This is a genomic window from Micromonospora cremea, from assembly GCF_900143515.1.
Classification (GTDB): Bacteria; Actinomycetota; Actinomycetes; order Mycobacteriales; family Micromonosporaceae; genus Micromonospora; species Micromonospora cremea.
Window position 1 is genome coordinate 645,835 of sequence record NZ_FSQT01000001.1, and the last position, 17,199, is coordinate 663,033.

10 protein-coding genes and 3 pseudogenes are annotated in these 17,199 nt (G+C 66.0%); 9 read left to right on the forward strand and 4 right to left on the reverse strand.

Translation table 11 applies throughout. From position 1 onward, the window contains the following. Positions 1-211 precede the first annotated feature (211 nt). Complete coding sequence (locus tag BUS84_RS39420) at positions 212-1,225, reverse strand: integrase core domain-containing protein (RefSeq protein ID WP_244298346.1); 1,014 nt, start codon at positions 1,223-1,225, stop codon at positions 212-214. A gap of 233 nt (positions 1,226-1,458) precedes the next feature. Between BUS84_RS39420 and BUS84_RS37145 the strand changes: the two genes are divergently transcribed. The 7 genes and pseudogenes from BUS84_RS37145 (at position 1,459) to BUS84_RS02895 (ending at position 11,474) form a co-directional block, all read left to right on the forward strand. Continuing rightward, the gene (locus BUS84_RS37145) at positions 1,459-1,806 is read left to right on the forward strand and encodes a hypothetical protein (RefSeq protein WP_143728175.1); all 348 of its coding nucleotides are present in this window, start codon (positions 1,459-1,461) and stop codon (positions 1,804-1,806) included. A 427-nt stretch (positions 1,807-2,233) separates the two neighbouring features. Continuing rightward, a pseudogene (locus BUS84_RS02870) lies at positions 2,234-2,689 on the forward strand (transposase family protein); the annotation flags it as partial. A gap of 730 nt (positions 2,690-3,419) precedes the next feature. Further along, positions 3,420-5,609 carry a bacterial Ig-like domain-containing protein gene (locus BUS84_RS02875; protein WP_074308507.1) on the forward strand — a complete coding sequence of 730 codons (2,190 nt, stop codon included), beginning with the start codon at positions 3,420-3,422 and terminating at the stop codon, positions 5,607-5,609. A gap of 34 nt (positions 5,610-5,643) precedes the next feature. Continuing rightward, complete coding sequence (locus BUS84_RS02880) at positions 5,644-5,871, forward strand: hypothetical protein (protein WP_143728177.1); 228 nt, start codon at positions 5,644-5,646, stop codon at positions 5,869-5,871. Positions 5,872-6,071: 200 nt separating this feature from the next. Further along, complete coding sequence (locus tag BUS84_RS02885; RefSeq protein WP_208869501.1) at positions 6,072-6,224, forward strand: SRPBCC domain-containing protein; 153 nt, start codon at positions 6,072-6,074, stop codon at positions 6,222-6,224. Positions 6,225-6,695: 471 nt separating this feature from the next. Continuing rightward, complete coding sequence (locus tag BUS84_RS02890) at positions 6,696-7,685, forward strand: LacI family DNA-binding transcriptional regulator (RefSeq protein WP_208869623.1); 990 nt, start codon at positions 6,696-6,698, stop codon at positions 7,683-7,685. A 972-nt stretch (positions 7,686-8,657) separates the two neighbouring features. Then, positions 8,658-11,474 carry an immunoglobulin-like domain-containing protein gene (locus tag BUS84_RS02895; RefSeq protein WP_074308514.1) on the forward strand — a complete coding sequence of 939 codons (2,817 nt, stop codon included), beginning with the start codon at positions 8,658-8,660 and terminating at the stop codon, positions 11,472-11,474. A gap of 222 nt (positions 11,475-11,696) precedes the next feature. Here the strand turns inward: BUS84_RS02895 and BUS84_RS02900 are convergent, their stop codons facing one another. Continuing rightward, positions 11,697-13,373, reverse strand: coding sequence for a family 43 glycosylhydrolase (locus tag BUS84_RS02900; protein WP_159450963.1), 1,677 nt, complete (start codon positions 13,371-13,373; stop codon positions 11,697-11,699). 626 nt (positions 13,374-13,999) lie between these two features. Between BUS84_RS02900 and BUS84_RS40535 the strand changes: the two are divergent. Next, positions 14,000-14,362 (forward strand): annotated as a pseudogene (locus BUS84_RS40535) (ABC transporter permease subunit); the annotation flags it as partial. 121 nt (positions 14,363-14,483) lie between these two features. Further along, positions 14,484-14,909, forward strand: a complete 426-nt coding sequence (locus BUS84_RS40540) for an ABC transporter permease (RefSeq protein WP_280175124.1) — start codon at positions 14,484-14,486, stop codon at positions 14,907-14,909. A gap of 548 nt (positions 14,910-15,457) precedes the next feature. Here the strand turns inward: BUS84_RS40540 and BUS84_RS39425 are convergent. Continuing rightward, positions 15,458-16,048: pseudogene (locus tag BUS84_RS39425) on the reverse strand (replication initiator); the annotation flags it as partial. Positions 16,049-16,591: 543 nt separating this feature from the next. Next, on the reverse strand, positions 16,592-16,909 hold the full coding sequence (locus BUS84_RS02915; RefSeq protein ID WP_074308518.1) for a hypothetical protein: 318 nt from the start codon (positions 16,907-16,909) through the stop codon (positions 16,592-16,594). Between the last annotated feature and the right edge of the window lie 290 nt (positions 16,910-17,199).

Consider the following 17,199-nt stretch of genomic DNA (forward strand, 5'->3'; position numbering starts at 1 on the left):
GACTACGCTGCCCACGTGGCGCGAGTTTCTGCAGTTCGTTGAGCCACACGACGGTGCGTGGGGTCGGCGCGGCGGCCAGCTTGTGAATGTCGGTGGGGTTGCCGAGGTGAGCCAGCCACCAGTCGGCCAATGTGGTGCGGACCGCCTCGTAGAGGGCCCGCATTTTACCCACCGACGACCCTGCCCTTGCCGAAAAACTCGTCCGCGCAGGTCAGGCGGCATGTCGGTACTCGTGGAGGATGCCGCCGAGGCGATCGCGTCGTCGTATGTCGAGGCGGGTTATCTTGTTCGGGTCGGCGATCTGCGCTGGCAACGGGCACACCGGGCGGGCGTTGGCGATGCCCTGATGCGGGCGGTGTCCGTTGTAGAACTGTTCGAACTCGCGCAGCGCGTGGAGCAGGTGCGGCTGGCTCCAGTTCAAGGTGCGGTCCAGTAGTTCGCGACGGCAGGTCTGTACCCAGCGTTCCATGATTGAGTTCATTCTTGGCATCTGGATGCCGCTGAGTACGACGTCGATGCCCGCGTCGGCGAGGATGGCGTCGAACATCTCGGGGAACTTGGCGTCGCGGTCGCGGATTATGAAGCGTGCCCGGCAGCCGGTGTCCTCGAGGTCCATGACGAGGTTCTTCGCGGCTTGCACCACCCAGGAGGCGGTCGGGTGCGCGGTAGCTCCCAGGACCCGGATCCTGCGGCTGGCGTGCTCGATCGCCGCGAACACGTACATCCGTGTCCCGGTGAGGGTGAACGTTTCCAGGAAGTCGCAGGCCAGGAGGGCGTCGGCTTGGGACCGAAGGAAGTCGGCCCAGGTACTGGCCGCCCGCTCGGGCGCCGGGTCGATCCCGGCCTCCTGCAAGATCTCCCATACGGTCGACGCGGCCACCTTCACCCCTAGCACCAGCAGTTCGCCGTGCAGACGCCGGTAGCCCCAGCTGGGATTCTCCCGAGCCAGGCGCAGTACCAGGGCACGTATGGAACGAACCGTGCGCGGCCGGCCCGGGCGCTTGGGCCGGGAGGCAACTGCGTGCCGGCGGGCCAGCAGATCGCGATGCCAGCGCAGCACCGTGTCGGGGCGCACTAGCAACCGCAACCGCCGCAGCACGTCGCGCGGCAGCCGGTGCAGCAGGAACGCCAGGAACGCCCGATCACTCGCGTCGAGGCGCACCTTCTCCTTGCCCAGTTGGCGCTCCAGCACCGTGATCTGATGGCGCAGGGCAAGGATCTCCACGTCCTAGTCCCAGTCGCTCATCGGCAGCAGTCGCAGCACCGCGAACGCCTTCGTCATGCCCAGATACACCAGTCGCAGCAGCACGGCAGCCCATCATGCCGCATCGATCACCAGCTACGCGCGGACTCAGCGCCCAGCAACCGGGCCAACGTCTCCGACACCACACACCGGTCCTCACCAGGGCGGATGGGGTTTTCGGCAGGGGCAGGGTCGGCTTCAACCGTCGCCCACTGTTGACGCCAACGTCGCCGCTGCCGCCGCTCAGGCTGAGAAGGAACTCGATCCGACCCCCCGTCTGGGACGTTGAGGTTGAAGCCGGCAGCCGGCACATCGGCACCAATGCCTACGTCACGGTCAACGCCCGCAATGCCGACGACGTGCCGCTCACCATCGAGCTGATCACGTCCTACGCTTCCCGGACGGTGGCCGGCGTCGTCCCGGGCAAGGCCGCCTACCAGGCGTTCAATACACGGTCAACGTTGGTGCCGGCCGGCATCGCGACCGTAAAGGTCACCGGCACGCGTGACGGATCCACGGTGACTGCACAGATTGAGGCGCCGTACGGCGCCCTCGGCGGCTAGCTTGACGGCGGTGGCGGCGCCCTCTGGTCGGCGCCGTCACCGTCCCGGGCAGACCACGGGTAGCAAAGCCAGAGGCTTGGCAGAAAAGCGCCATCCCGCTTGCAGACCGGGAACGAGAACCGATGTCGATCCCCGATCCTGTCCGGGAGCGGCCACAGGAAGCGGCGCACGGCAAGGGGCCCCAAACCGTCCACGCCAGCGCCTGGACCGTCCGTGGGCCGGTTCACTGGTCATCGGAGGTGGCGAGTGGCACGAAGGGACAAGGAAGCGCGGTTCACAGCGCTGTTGCATCACGTTGACCTGAGCCGTCTGCGTGTGGCCTCCTGGGCGATAAGCCCGAACGCCGCGGCGGGTGTGGACGGGGTGACGTGGGACGTCTCGTAACCCTGGCGTGTGTCTGTTGAGGACGATGATCGAGGATGTCGGGGTGCAGGTGATCTCCGCAGCCCGCCCGGAGTGGATCTTCCCGTTCACTGGTTTGCAGCCGGCCCAGTTTCGTCGGCTGGTCCGCGTGGTCGCCGACCGGGGCGGAGACGCCATCGCGGATGGCCGGCCGGGCCGGCGGTGGGCCCTCGACCTTGCCGACCGGGTGTTGCTGGTGGCCACGTACTGGCGCACGAACCTGACGATGCGCCAGATCGGTCCGCTGTTCGGGGTGTCGCACTCCGCCGCGTATCGGGTGATCGACTCCCTCGGGCCGCTGCTGGCCCTCGCCCCGGTGCGCCGGCGGCCGGTCGACCAGATCGCCATCGTCGACGGGACCCTGATCCCGACCCGGGACCACCGCCTGGCCGCCCGGAGCAAGAACTACCGGTACTCGACGAACCTGCAGGTCGCCATTGATGCCAGCACCCGCCTGGTGATCGCCGTCGGCGACCCGCGAAGCCCCGCCGGATCCCTCGGCGGCAGCGGCGGCGCCGGGTGGTCCCAACACCGCAGCGGCGCCGCCACCGACACCGACGAGGCTAGCTGCCTTGAGAACGCCCCGGCGAGCTACGCCACCGCTGGTGGCGGAGTCGCGTGTCATAGTCCTGACCTCCAGTCTGCTCCGTTGTGAGCGCCCACAATCAGCGCCCTGTCACCAAGCACCACCCGGCTGCAAACGGCGTTGTGGCCCTTGGGCCCATGGAAGGATGTCCAACATGGAGGACCGGGGCAAGAAGTCGCGTCGGCCGCGTTGAGCGCTCACGCCGGAGTTCAAGGCGGAGATCGTTGAGGTGTACAGCCCGTGCGGACCAGTCGATCGAGCAGGTCGCGCCGCACTGCGATCGACCGATGGCACCGCATATCGGAGAGCTCGGGCGACAAGGGCCACCCCTGCGTGGAAATCCGCGTTAGCGCCGAGGCCGTTGACCGAGGGGCCTGTTACCGCTAACGTCCGGCCTGTTAGCGCTCGCTTTCGGAATGTTAGCGCTAACATCGACTACCACGCCGGCTCAGCCGTGGCGTACGCAGCGATGTCCGTGGGCACTGCAGTCATGGCCCAAGACCAAGATCGGCGCGGATCGAGTTGCTCAGAGAGGAGAACGAGATGGCTACGGATTCTGGTTCGCAGGAGAGGGTGCGGCATGGCTCGTAGAACCCCCGCTCGTGCAGTCAGGCTGGTCGTTGGCATGGCGTTGCTGTCGACCGGGTTGGCCGTCGTCAATGTTGAGACGGCGCTCGCGGCTGGACCTAATGCTGCCACCGAGGCCCTGGCCGCCATCGACATCCCGAATTCAGATGATGTGCGAGGGGATGTCTATCTGCCGCTGAAGGTCGGCGACGCCGATGTGACTTGGAAGTCATCCAATCCGCGCATTGTGAGTGACAGGGCTAACGGCAAGATCGCCGCGGGTGTCGTCAGCCGGCCTGCGGCGGGAAGTGAGCCCGCAAACGTCATCCTGACTGCCTGTACGGTCGTTGACTCTGCTCACGGCTGCCGCGACATCGAGTTGACGGTCAGGCCGTCGATAGGTGACATGGCGGAATTCACCGGCTACGGCATGTACACATTCCAGAATTCCGCCTCAGAGAAGATCTACGGGGCGAGCAGCGTTGGGAACGATGCTCTCACGTGGGAGGCCATCAATTCTGGCAACCCTGTGTTCACGTCAGCCCTCGGCTCCACCGGACTGCGTGATCCGTCGATCGTGCGGTCGCCGGAAGGGGACAAGTTCTATCTCGTGGCCACGGACCTGTGGACGCAGGATCCGAACTTCAACGCCAAGGGCGGCTGGGGATGGGCCCAGACGGGCGGCAGCCAGTACATCGAAGTATGGGAATCAACCGACCTGAAGACTTGGTCGAACCAGCGGCACGTGCTGGTGAACACCTCTCCCGAGACTGGCATGACCTTCGCCCCCGAGGCCATCTGGGATCCGGAGTTGGGTCAGTACATCGTCTACTGGTCGTCGGCCATCTATCCCGAGGGCACGTACTACACAACAGATCTCACCGATCCGAATCGCAGGGACACTGATTCGATGAAGTGGGGCCGTAATGTCACGTACTACACAACTACGCGCGATTTCGTGCATTTCTCGGAATCCAAGCGGATGTACGACCGTTGCGGCAGTAATGGCTGTGACTGGGATTACGGGTACGGGAATCTTGACCCAGTGATTGTATACAACCCCGACGACGGCTACTACTACCGTGCCGTCCAGGACCGTTGGGACAAGATCTTCGAGAGGCTTTACCCCAACTGCCTGCAGACGACCACCGACCTGTACATCGAGCGCTCCCGCTCGATTCTCGCCGACGCGCAGGACTGGCAGTTGATCGCAGGATGCCTGACGATCAACGCGATCAACGGCGCTGGCCTTGGGACCGCCTCCTACAACGAGGGCCCCAATGTGGTGAAGACCAACCCGGGTGACGTCAACGGTCAGGGTTTCTACATGATGGCCGACGGTGGCTGGACGGGTACTGACGGCGTTCGCCATCGGGGCCTCCAGCCGTATTTCGCGACTGACATCACAACGGGCAACTTCGCGGCCTCGCTTAAGTGGAATCCCCCGATCTTCACTGGGCAGACCTCCGCTCGAGCCGCACATGGCAACGTGTTCTCGCTAACCGCTGCCGAACACGCGGCGTTCCGTGGCGCGGACCTGGAGTCGCTGTTGGTGACGAAGGCGCCGGACAAGACCACGTATGCCTCGGGTGAGGCTCTGGACACCACTGGCCTGGAAGTGGCGGCGACGTACTCCGACGGCAAGCCTGGGATCGAGATCGCCGAAGGTTTCGGTGGCTACTCGGTGTCCGGCTACGATCCGGACAAGGCGGGAACCCAGCAGGTGACGGTCTCCTTCACGGTGGCCGACACCACCCGGACCGCAGCCTTCCAGGTGACTGTGCAGCCTGGCGAGCCGAAGGTGGAAGTGAAGGTGCTGAAGGCCATGATCGCGGCAGCCGACGGCTTGGTCGGGAACCTCGGCGGGTTCACGGATGCGTCAGCTGACGCGTTGCGCCAGGCGTTGTCGGATGCAAAGGCCACCTACGCTGACCGGAAGAACGAGTCTCAGGCTCAACTCGACAACGCGTCGTCGGATCTTCGGACGGCGTTGAACGGGCTGGTTGCGAAGGCCCCAGTTGCTGACAAGTCGGTGTTGCAGCATGTGTACGACAGCGTGAAGAAGCTGTCGAATTCCGGCATCAAGTACACCGCCGCGTCCTGGTCCAACCTCCAGGCCGAGATCTCCGACGCCAAGCGGGTGCTCGACAACTCGTCGGCCACGCAAACGGAGATCAGCCGGGCGGTCGAGGATCTGACCTCGGCAGTGACCGGCCTATCGCCGGCCCCGCCGGCGCCGGTGAGGTGAAGGTGGGAACAAGCCGACGTCCAAGGTGACGAAGGTGACCGCCAGCGAGCCGAAGTCGTTGAAGGTCGGCCAGACGGTCTACACCGCGGGGAAGTGCTCCCCGTGGGGGGCGACCGGTGTGAAGGTGACGTATGCGACTTCGGAGGCTGACATTCTGGTGATCGACAAGGTCGGTTGGATGGTGGCCAAGACCAAGGGCACTGAGTACGTCCTAGTCAAGGCCGGCGGCAAGACCGCGAAGTATGAGATCACCATCAAGTAGGGTCAAGAAGGATCCCTCGCTGCGGGGGCCGGCTGACGCCGGCCCCCGCACGTCTTCGGGGGCTCGTCACACCTGCGGGGGCCGAGTTGGCTCAGACCTGGTGACAAGTTGCTGATGGTTCAGGGATAGGAATCGCAACGCTCCGGGTCCGCCGGTCCGTCGCCAACGTCATCCGCGTGGGTATGGCACTGAGTCGTCCGATGACGATGACGACCACCCTTACCGAGGCCGATGGGGGCACCGACGTCCTCATCGTCCACGAGGGAGTGCCCGACGTCATCTCACCCGAAGCCAACGAGGTGGGAACTCGCATGGCGCTGGACAACCTCGCCGCCCTCGTCGAACGCGGCTGACCAGTCTTCGGCTAACTAACGCCGAACCGAGCGGGGGCCAACACCGCCCACCATGCGATTGATGACTTCTGAAGCTGATGTGACTGCCTCGCACCTGTTCATCACCGGATATGGCCTGGGAAACGTGCGACTCAACTGTCACCGGGCAATGGCCACGAAACATCGCCACATCTACGCTGACATCGACTTGTTACGATGCACCGTACTGAGCGCACGACACGCGTCCACCAACAACCTCGGCTCCTACAATCGCTTCGGACTCCTGGCATGTTCCGATGGGGGCAGCCCGGCCACGCCATGGCAGGTGCGGAAACTGCCGTAGACTGTCGGTGATCTAGCGCTGGCCAGGCGGAACCACGCCAACCGGGCAGCTGCGAGAGAACCTCGGGTAGCTGATTCAGTCAACGTCGGCGGTCCGCGGTGTGCGACAGGTAGGCCGAGGAGAGTGACATGACCGTACGCGATCCCGCGATGACGGACGTGGCTCGCCTCGCCGGTGTCTCCCATCAGACGGTGTCACGGGTGCTTAACGGGCATCCCAACGTGCGCGAAAAGACCCGCCTGCGGGTGCAGGCCGCGATCGCCGAACTCGGCTATCGCCCCAACCGCGCGGCGCGCGCGCTGGTCACCGGTCGATCGCAGGTGATCGGCGTGGTGGCCCAGAACACCACCCTCTACGGTCCGGCGTCGCTGCTCGCCGCCCTCGAACAGGCGGCTGCCGAGGCGGGCTTCGCGGTCAGCGTCGGCAGCGTGCGCAACCTCGACCACCAGTCCATCTCCGCGGCGGTGGAGCGGCACCTGGGGCACCGGGTCGCCGGCATCGTCGTGATCGCGCCGGTCGAATCGGCCGGTGAGGCGCTGGAGCGCCTACCCAAGGATGTTCCGCTGGTCACCATCGACGGCGACCCGCAGCGGCCGGTGCCGCTGGTGACGGTCGATCAGGTCGCCGGTGCCCGGGCCGCCACACAGCATTTGCTCGAGGCGGGGCACCGGACGGTCTGGCACGTGTCCGGGCCGCCGGGCTGGTTCGACAGCGCCGGTCGCATCGAAGGCTGGCGGGAGGCGTTGCAGGCGGCGGGCGCGGAGGTGCCGCCCTTGCTGCCGGCGGACTGGTCCGCGGCGGCCGGGTACCGGTGCGGGCAGATGTTGGCCCGGATGCCGGAGGTCACCGCCGTCTTCGCGGCCAACGATCACCTGGCCCTCGGTGTGCTGCGCGCCGTGCACGAACACGGCCGGCGGGTGCCGGACGACATCAGCGTGGTCGGTTTCGACGACGTGCCGGAGGCCTCGTTCTTCATCCCACCGCTGACCACCATCCAGCCGGACTTCGCGGCGGTGGCCCGGGCGAGTCTGGAGATGCTGCTCACCCAGATCGAGACGGACACCGTCGGTGCGTTGCGCCAGACCATCGCGCCGACCCTGGTCGCCCGGCAGAGCGTGGCGGGGCCGGCCCGCCGTTGACGGGTGCCCGGTGTCCGCGCGCCGCAGCCCCGGCGAACGGTCGCGACGGGTGCGGGGTGGAAACAAGAGGGAATCGCGGCACCCCGATTAAACAATCTTGTTAGCGCTAACGCGGAAGGAAGCGGCACCGGCCTCTGGCCGGTGCCGCTCGCCATTGGCCGCCGCATGGCGCCGGGACATACTCCCATCGGTACCGGCGGCGGCGCCGGCATCGTCAGTGTCCCGTCCACTTCGCGACGGAGTTCCGGGTAAGCCCCTGCGGCGGCATATGGCGGTTTTCCGGCGCGGAGCGACTTTCCCGAGCGATGCATTTGTCGTCACTTTCGGGCGTCATGCATAGCGAGTGCGGCCATCTCCGCGCGATCAGTTGGCCGGGGGACAGTGCCGCCGGTGCGACCACGTCCGATCTCGTAACACCAACGGGATCCCGAGCGCTGTCCCAGAGATGCGCGGACTGTCGAGTGTGTTCCCGGCGGTCTTCGCGGCGACGGCGCCGACCCGGACCGGCGCGCCGGCTGCGGCCTGTGCCTGTGTGTGGCGGGTGGTCGGTGCCGAGGTCGGGCGGACCGGGCGAGCGGTCTGCGGCGTCGTGGTGCCCGCCGGACCAGCGGGTTCCGGGTGATCTGGGCGGCCCGTGGCAGGACTGGGCCGACCTCCCGCCGGCCCCCCGACCTTTAGGTGCGAAACACGAGATCCCCAACCGGCGACGCAACTCCAGGAGCTCGGACCGCAACGCATCGTCTCGTTGACCTTGTAGTGCCGTCATTGTTAGCGTGAACAACGCTCATCCACTTCAGAGGGAGTCTCACACCGACCAAGGAGGATCAATTGAGATTGCGACAGCAAAGGTCACGTCACACGCTGAGTCGGAAGGGTAGAGGTGTCGCGGGCCTGGTACTGGGTGCGCTTCTCTCGGTCTCGTTCGCAGCGACGCCCTCGCACGCGGCCGCGGAGGGGCTCAACGAGGGTCTGGTGCACCACTTCGCCCTCGACGAGACCAGTGGGACGACGCTGGTCAACTCGGGTAGCGCGGGCTCGGCGGCGAACGCCACGCTCGTGAATCCGGAGAAGGCGACGTTGACCGGGAAGGGAGTCAGGTTCAACCCCGACTCCTACGAGAGCGCCCTCAACGGTGCGTACGTGGCCCTGCCGAAAGACATCACCGCCGGCATGTCGAACCTCACCGTCGACTATGACGTGTGGATTGACCCGGCGAACGTCGGCGAGCACCAGATGTGGGGCTTCGGCGCCAAGTCCGGCTCGTGCGACGTCGACACCGGCGCCCAAGGCTCCATCTTCGCGTCGAACACCCAGCGGTTCCGCGTCGCGGTGGGTTCGGCGAACCTCCAACAGACCCGGGTCCGCATGCCCGAGGGAGCGTGGACGCACGTCACCTTCACCCAGTCACTGAACCCGAACGGCACGAGCTGGACCGGCAGGCTCTACCTCGACGGCGTGCTGCACGCGATGTCGACGAACCTGACCACGCCGCCTTCGGTGAACGCAGCGGGGACCAACTGCAACTTCCTCGCTCGCTCGCAGACGTCGGGCCACTACTCATTCCGCGGAACGATCCGGGACTTCCGGGTCTACGACCGAGCAGTGAGCCTCGATGAGACACTCGCCTTGGCGGAAAGGACCGTCTCCACTGGCGTTCACGCCGACGCCGACGCCATCGACCTCGGCCTGACCAGTGCGATCGTACGCGACATCACTCTGCCCAAGGTGGGCTCCGTGGCGGGCTCGGCCATCACGTGGACGAGTTCGGACCCGTCGGTCGTCGCGATCTACACCCCGCCAGCCGTCGCCAGCGCACGCAAAGTTGCGGTGACCGGCAGGATCACCCGCCCCGCGCAGGGGCAGCCGGACGCGACGGCCACGCTCACGGCGACTGTCCGCAAGGGCACCAATCAGGTCACCACACGGGAGATCCCCATCGTGGTGAAGGCCGAGTTCGACGACGCGCAGGCGGTCGACCGTGACAGGTTCGACCTGACCCTGTACGACACCGACGACGTGCGCGGAAACATCAACCTCCCTGCCAACGGCGAGTTCGGATCCAAGATCACCTGGACGTCGACCACCGAGCTCGTCACCCCGACGGGTGAGGTGACCCGCCCGGCCTTCGGCCGTGCGGATGTTGCCGCCACCCTGACGTCGACCATCACCAAGGGTTCAGCCTCGCAGACGAGGTCGTTCCCGGTGACCATCACCGCCATGCCCCGCTCCGAGGAGTACGAGCGGTACTTCATGGGGTACTTCAAGGGCGAGGGAATCGCCGACGGTGAACAGATCATGTTCGCAACGTCCAACGGAAACACCGCTCTGGACTGGACCGGTCTGACCGGAGGCTGGCCGTCGCTCACTTCCCAGCTGGGCGACCAGGGCCTTCGTGACCCGCACATCGTCCGCTCACCCGGCGGCGACACGTACTACATGATCGCCACCGACCTGAACTGGTACGACCAGGGCGGATACGCCATCAACGACACCCAGTACATCGAGGTGTTCGAGTCGCACGACCTCGTGCACTGGACTCCTCAGCGGCACGTGAAGGTCGCGCCCGACAACGCGGGCAACGCCTTCGCGCCCGAGTCGCTGTGGGTCGACGAGATCGGCGCCTACGCCGTGTTCTGGGCACAGTCGCTGTGGAACGACCCCGTGAACCGCACCGGTCAGGGGAACGCGCAGATGTGGTACACCACGACGCGCGACTTCCAGACGTTCTCCGGTCCCAAGGTCTGGCAGAACCCGGCCCCTAAGTCGCGGATCGACACGACCGCGATCCGGGTCGGTGACTACTACTACCGCGTGACCAAGAACGAGGCCGGCAACCAGGGCTCGGACATCTTCTCCGAGAAGCACACCGACTTCCTGGACAGCAACATCGACAACTGGAAGTTGGTCGCTCCGGCTCTGGGCCGCACGACCTGGGTCGCCAATCAGGGGTACGAGGGGCCGGTCATTTTCAAGGCCAACCCTGGTGACACCTCCTGCCCCGGCCAGTTCTACCTCTGGGGTGACCGGTACACGAACGGCGGTGGATACCAGGCCGCGTGCCACGAGAACATCGAAGCTCCGACCTGGAACGCCAAGGCGATCACGATGACGAACGCGGGTGTTGTCCGTCCGCGCCACGGCACCGTGATCCCGCTCACCCTCCGCGAGTGGAACGACATCCGAAAGATCCCGAACAGCGACGTCACGACCACCACTGAGGTGGCTGTCGAGCCGTACGCGAGCGGGGCCCAGACGACCACGGCCACCGCCACGGTCAAGGCAGCCGACGGGTTCGAGACCGGCGGTCAGGTGCGGTTCAGCATCGGCTCGTGGTCGAAGCTCGCCTACCTGAACGACGGCGCGGCCACGGTCACGCTGCCGACGGGTCTGCCTGCGGGCGCCCGGACCGTTAAGGCCGAGTACCTCGGCTTCGACTACCTGAAGGCGTCGGAAGGTACGGCGTCGTTCAAGGTGCCCTCCGGCCCGGCCGCCGTCAAGGTCCAGGCGAGAACCGCGCCGGCATCGGTTGTCCGCGGGGACACGTTCAGCCTGAACGTGACGGTTGGGCCGGCGGGCGGGCAGAAGCAGCAGGCTCCGACCCCGACCGGCGAGGTCACCGTCACCTTCGGCGGCACCGTGCAGGTCGTACCACTGACGGACGGCAAGGCCATCGTCACACCGCAGACTGCCGATCTACAGCCCGGGAGGTACAGGGTCCACGTTGCCTACTCCGGCAACCCGACCTACCAGCCCTACGCCGCCAACTATCAGAATTTGACGGTGCGGTAGCCAGCATAGAAAGTTCTTGATCCACAGGTCTTGGCGATAGCTCCCTTGCTCGGTCCGGTTCCGCAGGTTCCCGGGCCTGAGCTTGAGCACCGTCCCAGGTCTGTCGTCACATCCACCTTCTGCAGGCGGACTTGGAGGCAACCCGAGGCGTGCTGAGATGAGCGACAAAAAGGAGCGGGCGAGATCGATTGATCTCGCCCGCTCCCTACCTACTGCTTCAGACTAAGGGGTGATCATGCCCTTTGAGGCAACCAGGTTGTAGTTCTCCCCAAACACGTTGAGCTCATGGACTCCGACCTTGACGTCCTCGGTCGTACCCAGGATCTTCAGCCTGACTGCGTTCGTCAGCACCCGGTCGAAGGTGACGTAGTCAGCCGTGTACGCAGTGGTGTTCGTACTCCTGTCGACCAGCGGCCGCCACGTGTTCGTAGCGATGTCCTTGTACTCCAGCGTGTACTGCACGGCATTGTCCTTTGTGAACGCGCGCCCGAGCTCCTTCCACTGCATCTGCGCAGCAGAGATGTGGAAGACAGTCCCGAAGCCCCTGATGTACGTCGGCGCAGTGTCGCTGTCAGCCGGCTCCCACCAGGTCGATAGGGATCGGTCCCCTCCGTAGTACGGATTGCGCCCGGGGGCATAGCTGCTTGCCCAGTACACCTGGCTGTTGGTAGCCACATTGTAGAGCCCGACGTCGTCCCTACCCGAGATCTTCTTCCCGGGAGCCAGTTGCGGCGTGTTGGACAACTCGCAATCGATTGCTCCCTCTTGCGGGCCAGCGGGAATTACGTTGCAGATGTCCATTCCCAGTCGTCGCTCGAAGAACTCCTCGTATGCGATGACATAGGTGTAGAAGAACACCAGGTTACCGGACTTGTCGAGTACAAAACTGCCGTGCCCGGCGTTAGGATATACCGCACTGGGGTGGTTGTTCCCGTAGCCGATCGGGTTCTGCTGCGTTACTTTGAACCCTGAAAGCGGTTTGTCCGACGACATGACCCCCGTCGAGTACGTGGTGTACTCGGTGCCACCGGACGCGACCGAGAGGTAATACGTATCCCCCACCTTGAACAGCTGCGAACCCTCCACGTACCCATGCGTGTAGGTCGCCTTGTTGTCACCGATGTGCTGCCACTCCTGGAGCGGGTCAAAAGTCCACAGCACGACCGGGTCGCCGATGAGCTGCCGAGGATTGTTCGGGTCGAGTTCGGCGCCCATGATCGGCGAGCCGATGTTGTACGTCAAGTACAGCCGACCGTCCGTGTCAAGGAAGAACTGCACGTCGCCGACGCTCAGGGTCTGGCCGGTCGGGCGCAGGAAATTCCCCATGCTGGTCCACGGCCCAATGGGCGAGTCCGCTTGATAGACCGGCGTGTTGTTGCCAGCCATGTAGAACTTGTCGCCGATCTGCACCACGGTTGGTGCGACCAGGCCCAGGTTCATCTGATGGGGCGTCCACGTGAGGTAGTCGGTAGTGGACCAGACCGTGCGGTTGTTGTTCGGTGCGTTCTGCATGGCGCCGGATGCGTAGAGATAGATGGTCCCGTCGACGTTCAGCGCGGACCAGTCCGCCCCGGTCCGGGCCGAGTTCTCCGAAATCCTGGTGAAACCGACGGTGGATCGGCTCGCGAGAGTCCGCCCGGACGCTGCCGTCCACGTCTCCAGGTTCAAGCTGGCTGGAATTTGCGATGTGTTTGCAACATTCGCGTCCGTGGCCGGCATCGTCCCTACGATGTTGCGGACCGCCATTCCGGGCAGATTAATCGGGTTCACATACGTCTGCGCCATGTCGACACCAGTCAGCGGCACCTTGGCGGACGGGGTCTGGGGTCCGACGCCCTGCGTCCCCGGCTGCACGGGCTTCTCCGCCGAGGCCGGCACAATTGGTGTCAGTTGGCCCACCCCTACTCCTACCGCGAGAGCAAGGCCAATAGCCGCTAAACCTCGACGGCTCTTTCCAGCAGTTCTCTCGATAGCCATTAGGCTCCTAACCTTCCGTCTGGGTTGCGTGAGTTCTGGAACACGGGCCAACTCGCTGTTAGCGTTAACATTTCGTGCCATGTTAGCGCTGCCATCCAGAGGGTGTCAAGGGTGTCAATGCGGCGTAGGCTAAGTTGATCACTGTATTGGGCTGGGCGTTTGTGGTGGTGGCGTGGCGGCGTGACATACGGCCGCTGGCGATCACAGGCCTCCCGCCGGCAACCAACGCCTAGCGGTGATCGCGTCAAAGCCGGAGCCGGTAGGAATTGCCGGAAGGCGCGTCACCGAGCTGTATGTCGGGAATTGTCATCATGAACGGTAGGGGATGTAACCATCACCGTCATTCTGGGCGCTGGCTGCGGGCATGAGGGGGGCGCCTCCGCCGCAACGGCCTGCTGTGGCCCCTGGTGGCGATCGTGGTGCTGCTCGCGGCCAACGCGATCGTCCGCCCGTCGTTCCTGGCCCTGCGCTTCCAGGACGGCCACCTCCACGGCAGCCTCGTCGACATCCTGAAGAACGGCGCGCCGACGATGCTCATCGCCCTCGGCATGTGCCCCGTCATCGCCACCCGGGGGATCGACCTCTCGGTGGGCGCGGTCGTCGCCATCGCCGCAGCGGTCACCTGCTCCTGGATCGCCGACGCGGGCGACCCCACCAGCGCCGGGACCGCCTTCACCGCCATGGGCAACGCGCCCGCGCTCTGCGTCGAGCTCGGCCTGTGGAACGGCTTCCTCGTCGCCGTCCTCGGCATCCAGCCGATCATCGCCACGCTGGTGCTCATGACGGCCGGCCGGGGCATCGCGATGCTCATCACCGACGGCCAGATCATCACCGTACGCAACCCGACGTTCCGCACCGTCGGCGCCGGCTTCCTGGTGCTGCCCGTCTCGATCCTCATCGCCATCGCCGTGTTCGTCATCGTTGCGCTGGTGACCCGGCGGACCGCGCTCGGCCTGCTCATCGAGGCAGTCGGCGTCAACCCCCAAGGCCAGCAGGCTGCCCGGCCTGGGGGCCCGGACCATCCGGTGGACCGTGTACGTGTTCGCCGCGGTCTGCGCCGGGGTCGCCGGCCTGATGATCAGCTCCAACGTCAGCGCCGCCGACGCCAACAACGCCGGCCTGTGGACCGAAATGGACGCCATCCTCGCCGTCGTCATCGGCGGCACCTCACTGGCCGGCGGCCGCTACAGCCTCACCGGCACCCTGCTCGGCGCGCTCATCATCCAGACGCTCACCACCACGGTCTACAGCATGGGCATCGCGCCCGAGATCACGCTGGTCTTCAAGGCCGTCGTCGTCATCGCCGTGTGCCTGTTGCAGGCACCCAAGGTGCGAGCGGCCCTGAGCCGCCGCGGCCGGCGGCGGCAGCTGCCCGCGGAGGCGGACGCCGAACTCGCCGCCCGGCGGCCGGCGCAGACCCCGACCGAACCGATCGCCGAGAAGGTGGCCGTGTCATGACGACCACAACCGCACCGGTCAAGGACAAGACCGAGCTCGGGCGCCTGCCGGGTGGCCGGTCGATCCCCGCCCGGTTGCTGCCGGTGATCGCCACCTTCGTGCTCTTCGTGTTCCTCTTCGGCGCCGGCGCCGGCCGCTACGAGGGCTTCGCTAATGACATGTTCCGTGAAGTCGGGCCACAGTGTCCCGCTCGCTTACGCCTCTGTCTTGAGCAGCGGCACGGTACCCGCTCGAAAGAGATCCTCGCCGTCCGCCACAGCTTCTTGCAGTTGCTCGACGAGTTGGCGCAGGCTCGCGTCGAGGTCGACCTGGTCTCTCGTCTCCGCGACGATCGCTTCACGCACGTCGTCGACGAACGGCTGCCAGGTGTCGCGAGCGCGCTGCGTGCACTCAGTGACGACCTCTTGTCGCTTCTCGGCCGCCGCCTTGTCCTGGTTCAGGCGCGCGTGGGCGCCCTTGCGGTACCAGCGTTAGCCCTCTTCTGGAACCCCGTAGGTTGGGTACTCGGCGCAGCTGCCGCGGGCGTCGTCGCAGGACAGCTCCCAGCAGCATTTCGGCAACTCCAGGCACAACGGCTGGCCGAGCCGCGGATCGTCGGCGTCGTGGCGGGCGAAGCACACCGCAGGCTGCCCGTGCTCGCAAATGCCGACCTGTCGGCGGGCGCGGCATGCGGCGGGGCGGCAGTCGCAGCGCGGCCGGCTGCTGCAGGTGTGGCGGGGGATGTGCCGGTGGTGGACCGGGCCGAAGGAGGGGGCGGTGAAGGTGGCAAAGACGACCGGGTGCCGGCCGACCGAGGCGGGGACACCCTTGCCGCCACTCAGGCCGCAGCGGACCACCTGGTAGGCGTCGCCCGCGTAGACCCAGGCGCAGTCCGGGCACTGGCTTTCGCGGCGGTTGCCGCATGCCTTGTAGAGCGCTTGGTCGGGCAGCTCGTCGGTTTGCTGCTCGCGCAGGATCCTGCCGCTGTCGGCGTCAACGGCGGCGATGGTGCCAGTGAGGCGGATCGGGCGGGCGCAGCCGCCCGCAGGAGCGGTGTGCTCCAGCCATCCGGAGAACTCCGGCAGGGTGGCGCGAAGCAGCGCTCGGGCGTCGCGGCCGGCGGCGAGACCGGGCGGGTACAGGTCGAGCGGGATGGACAGGACTTCCTCCTCAGGGGTGGCAGGGACGGGAGACGAACACCATCAGCCGTGGACGTTGGTCCGCTGGTGGTGTTCGTCGTGTCTCCTGGCACCGCAGGGAGGGCGGCTGACGCCGGAGGGCGGATTGTGGTGGTGCCACTTCCCGCCGATGGGTCGTGTCCTTTCGCGCTCGTGGACTCGTTGATCGTGCCGGCACGGGTGGGGAGCCTGAGATGTCGGCATCCGGCGGGTTGCCGCAGGCTGCCCCACCCGTGAGACGTGCGCGAATCCGGGCCATCATGGACGGCAGGCAAAGGCCGTGCTGGGCCGCGCAGCGGATTCATGGGACCGGCACAGCGGCCGGTGCGATCGAGAGCCGGCGGGACTCCGCCCGCATCAGCGGCAGGAAGGCCGCTCGGCGTCTCGGAGGTCGAGTTCAGCGATCCGACGGGAGGGCCGCGCTGGTTTACACGACGAGCGCCAGAGTAGCACCGGGCACTGACACGTCAACCCGCCGTGAAACTGCTGTCGGGCCAATCGGTCGCAGGCTTGGTTCGGCGCTGCCTATAGAGCGATGCAATTTTCGACCGATCGATGAACCGGACCGGTGTACTCAATGAGGCTGAAGCGGCGATGTCCATCGGCGGCATGCACGGTGACGGCGACAGCACTCTCGTCTTCGAATCGCAGCGTGAAGACGGGGTCGAGGTCGCACAGGAATGCGAACGCGTCGCGGTCCTCGTTGCGGTCGCTGACCAGGTGACCGCGGGCCTCCCAGCCGGCGTCGGCGGCGGTAATCACGACGGCCACCTCGATGCTGACGAGCAGGGTGGATGAGTTCGCCCACCAGTCCAGCCAGCAGCGGCCCTCGACGCGGTCCATGCCGTCATCCTTGCAGGGCGAGGCCGGGCCGGCTGCCGGCCGAGTGGGAGAACTCTCCTTACATCGATCAAGGCGGCCCGCTAACGGGCCGCACGCGCCGCCGCCAGGGCGCGCGCCGGCCGCTGCCGCTTGCGCTCTGCGGTCGCCGCGCCTGATGTGCCGGGCATTATCAGAGTGCCTGATGTAGACATCAATAATTGACTATTTACCCGTTGCATGGGACGTAATAGAGTCGGACCCGGGCCCGGTTCAAGAATCTGGCTGCGCCAGGAAATGAGCCAAGCGCGGAC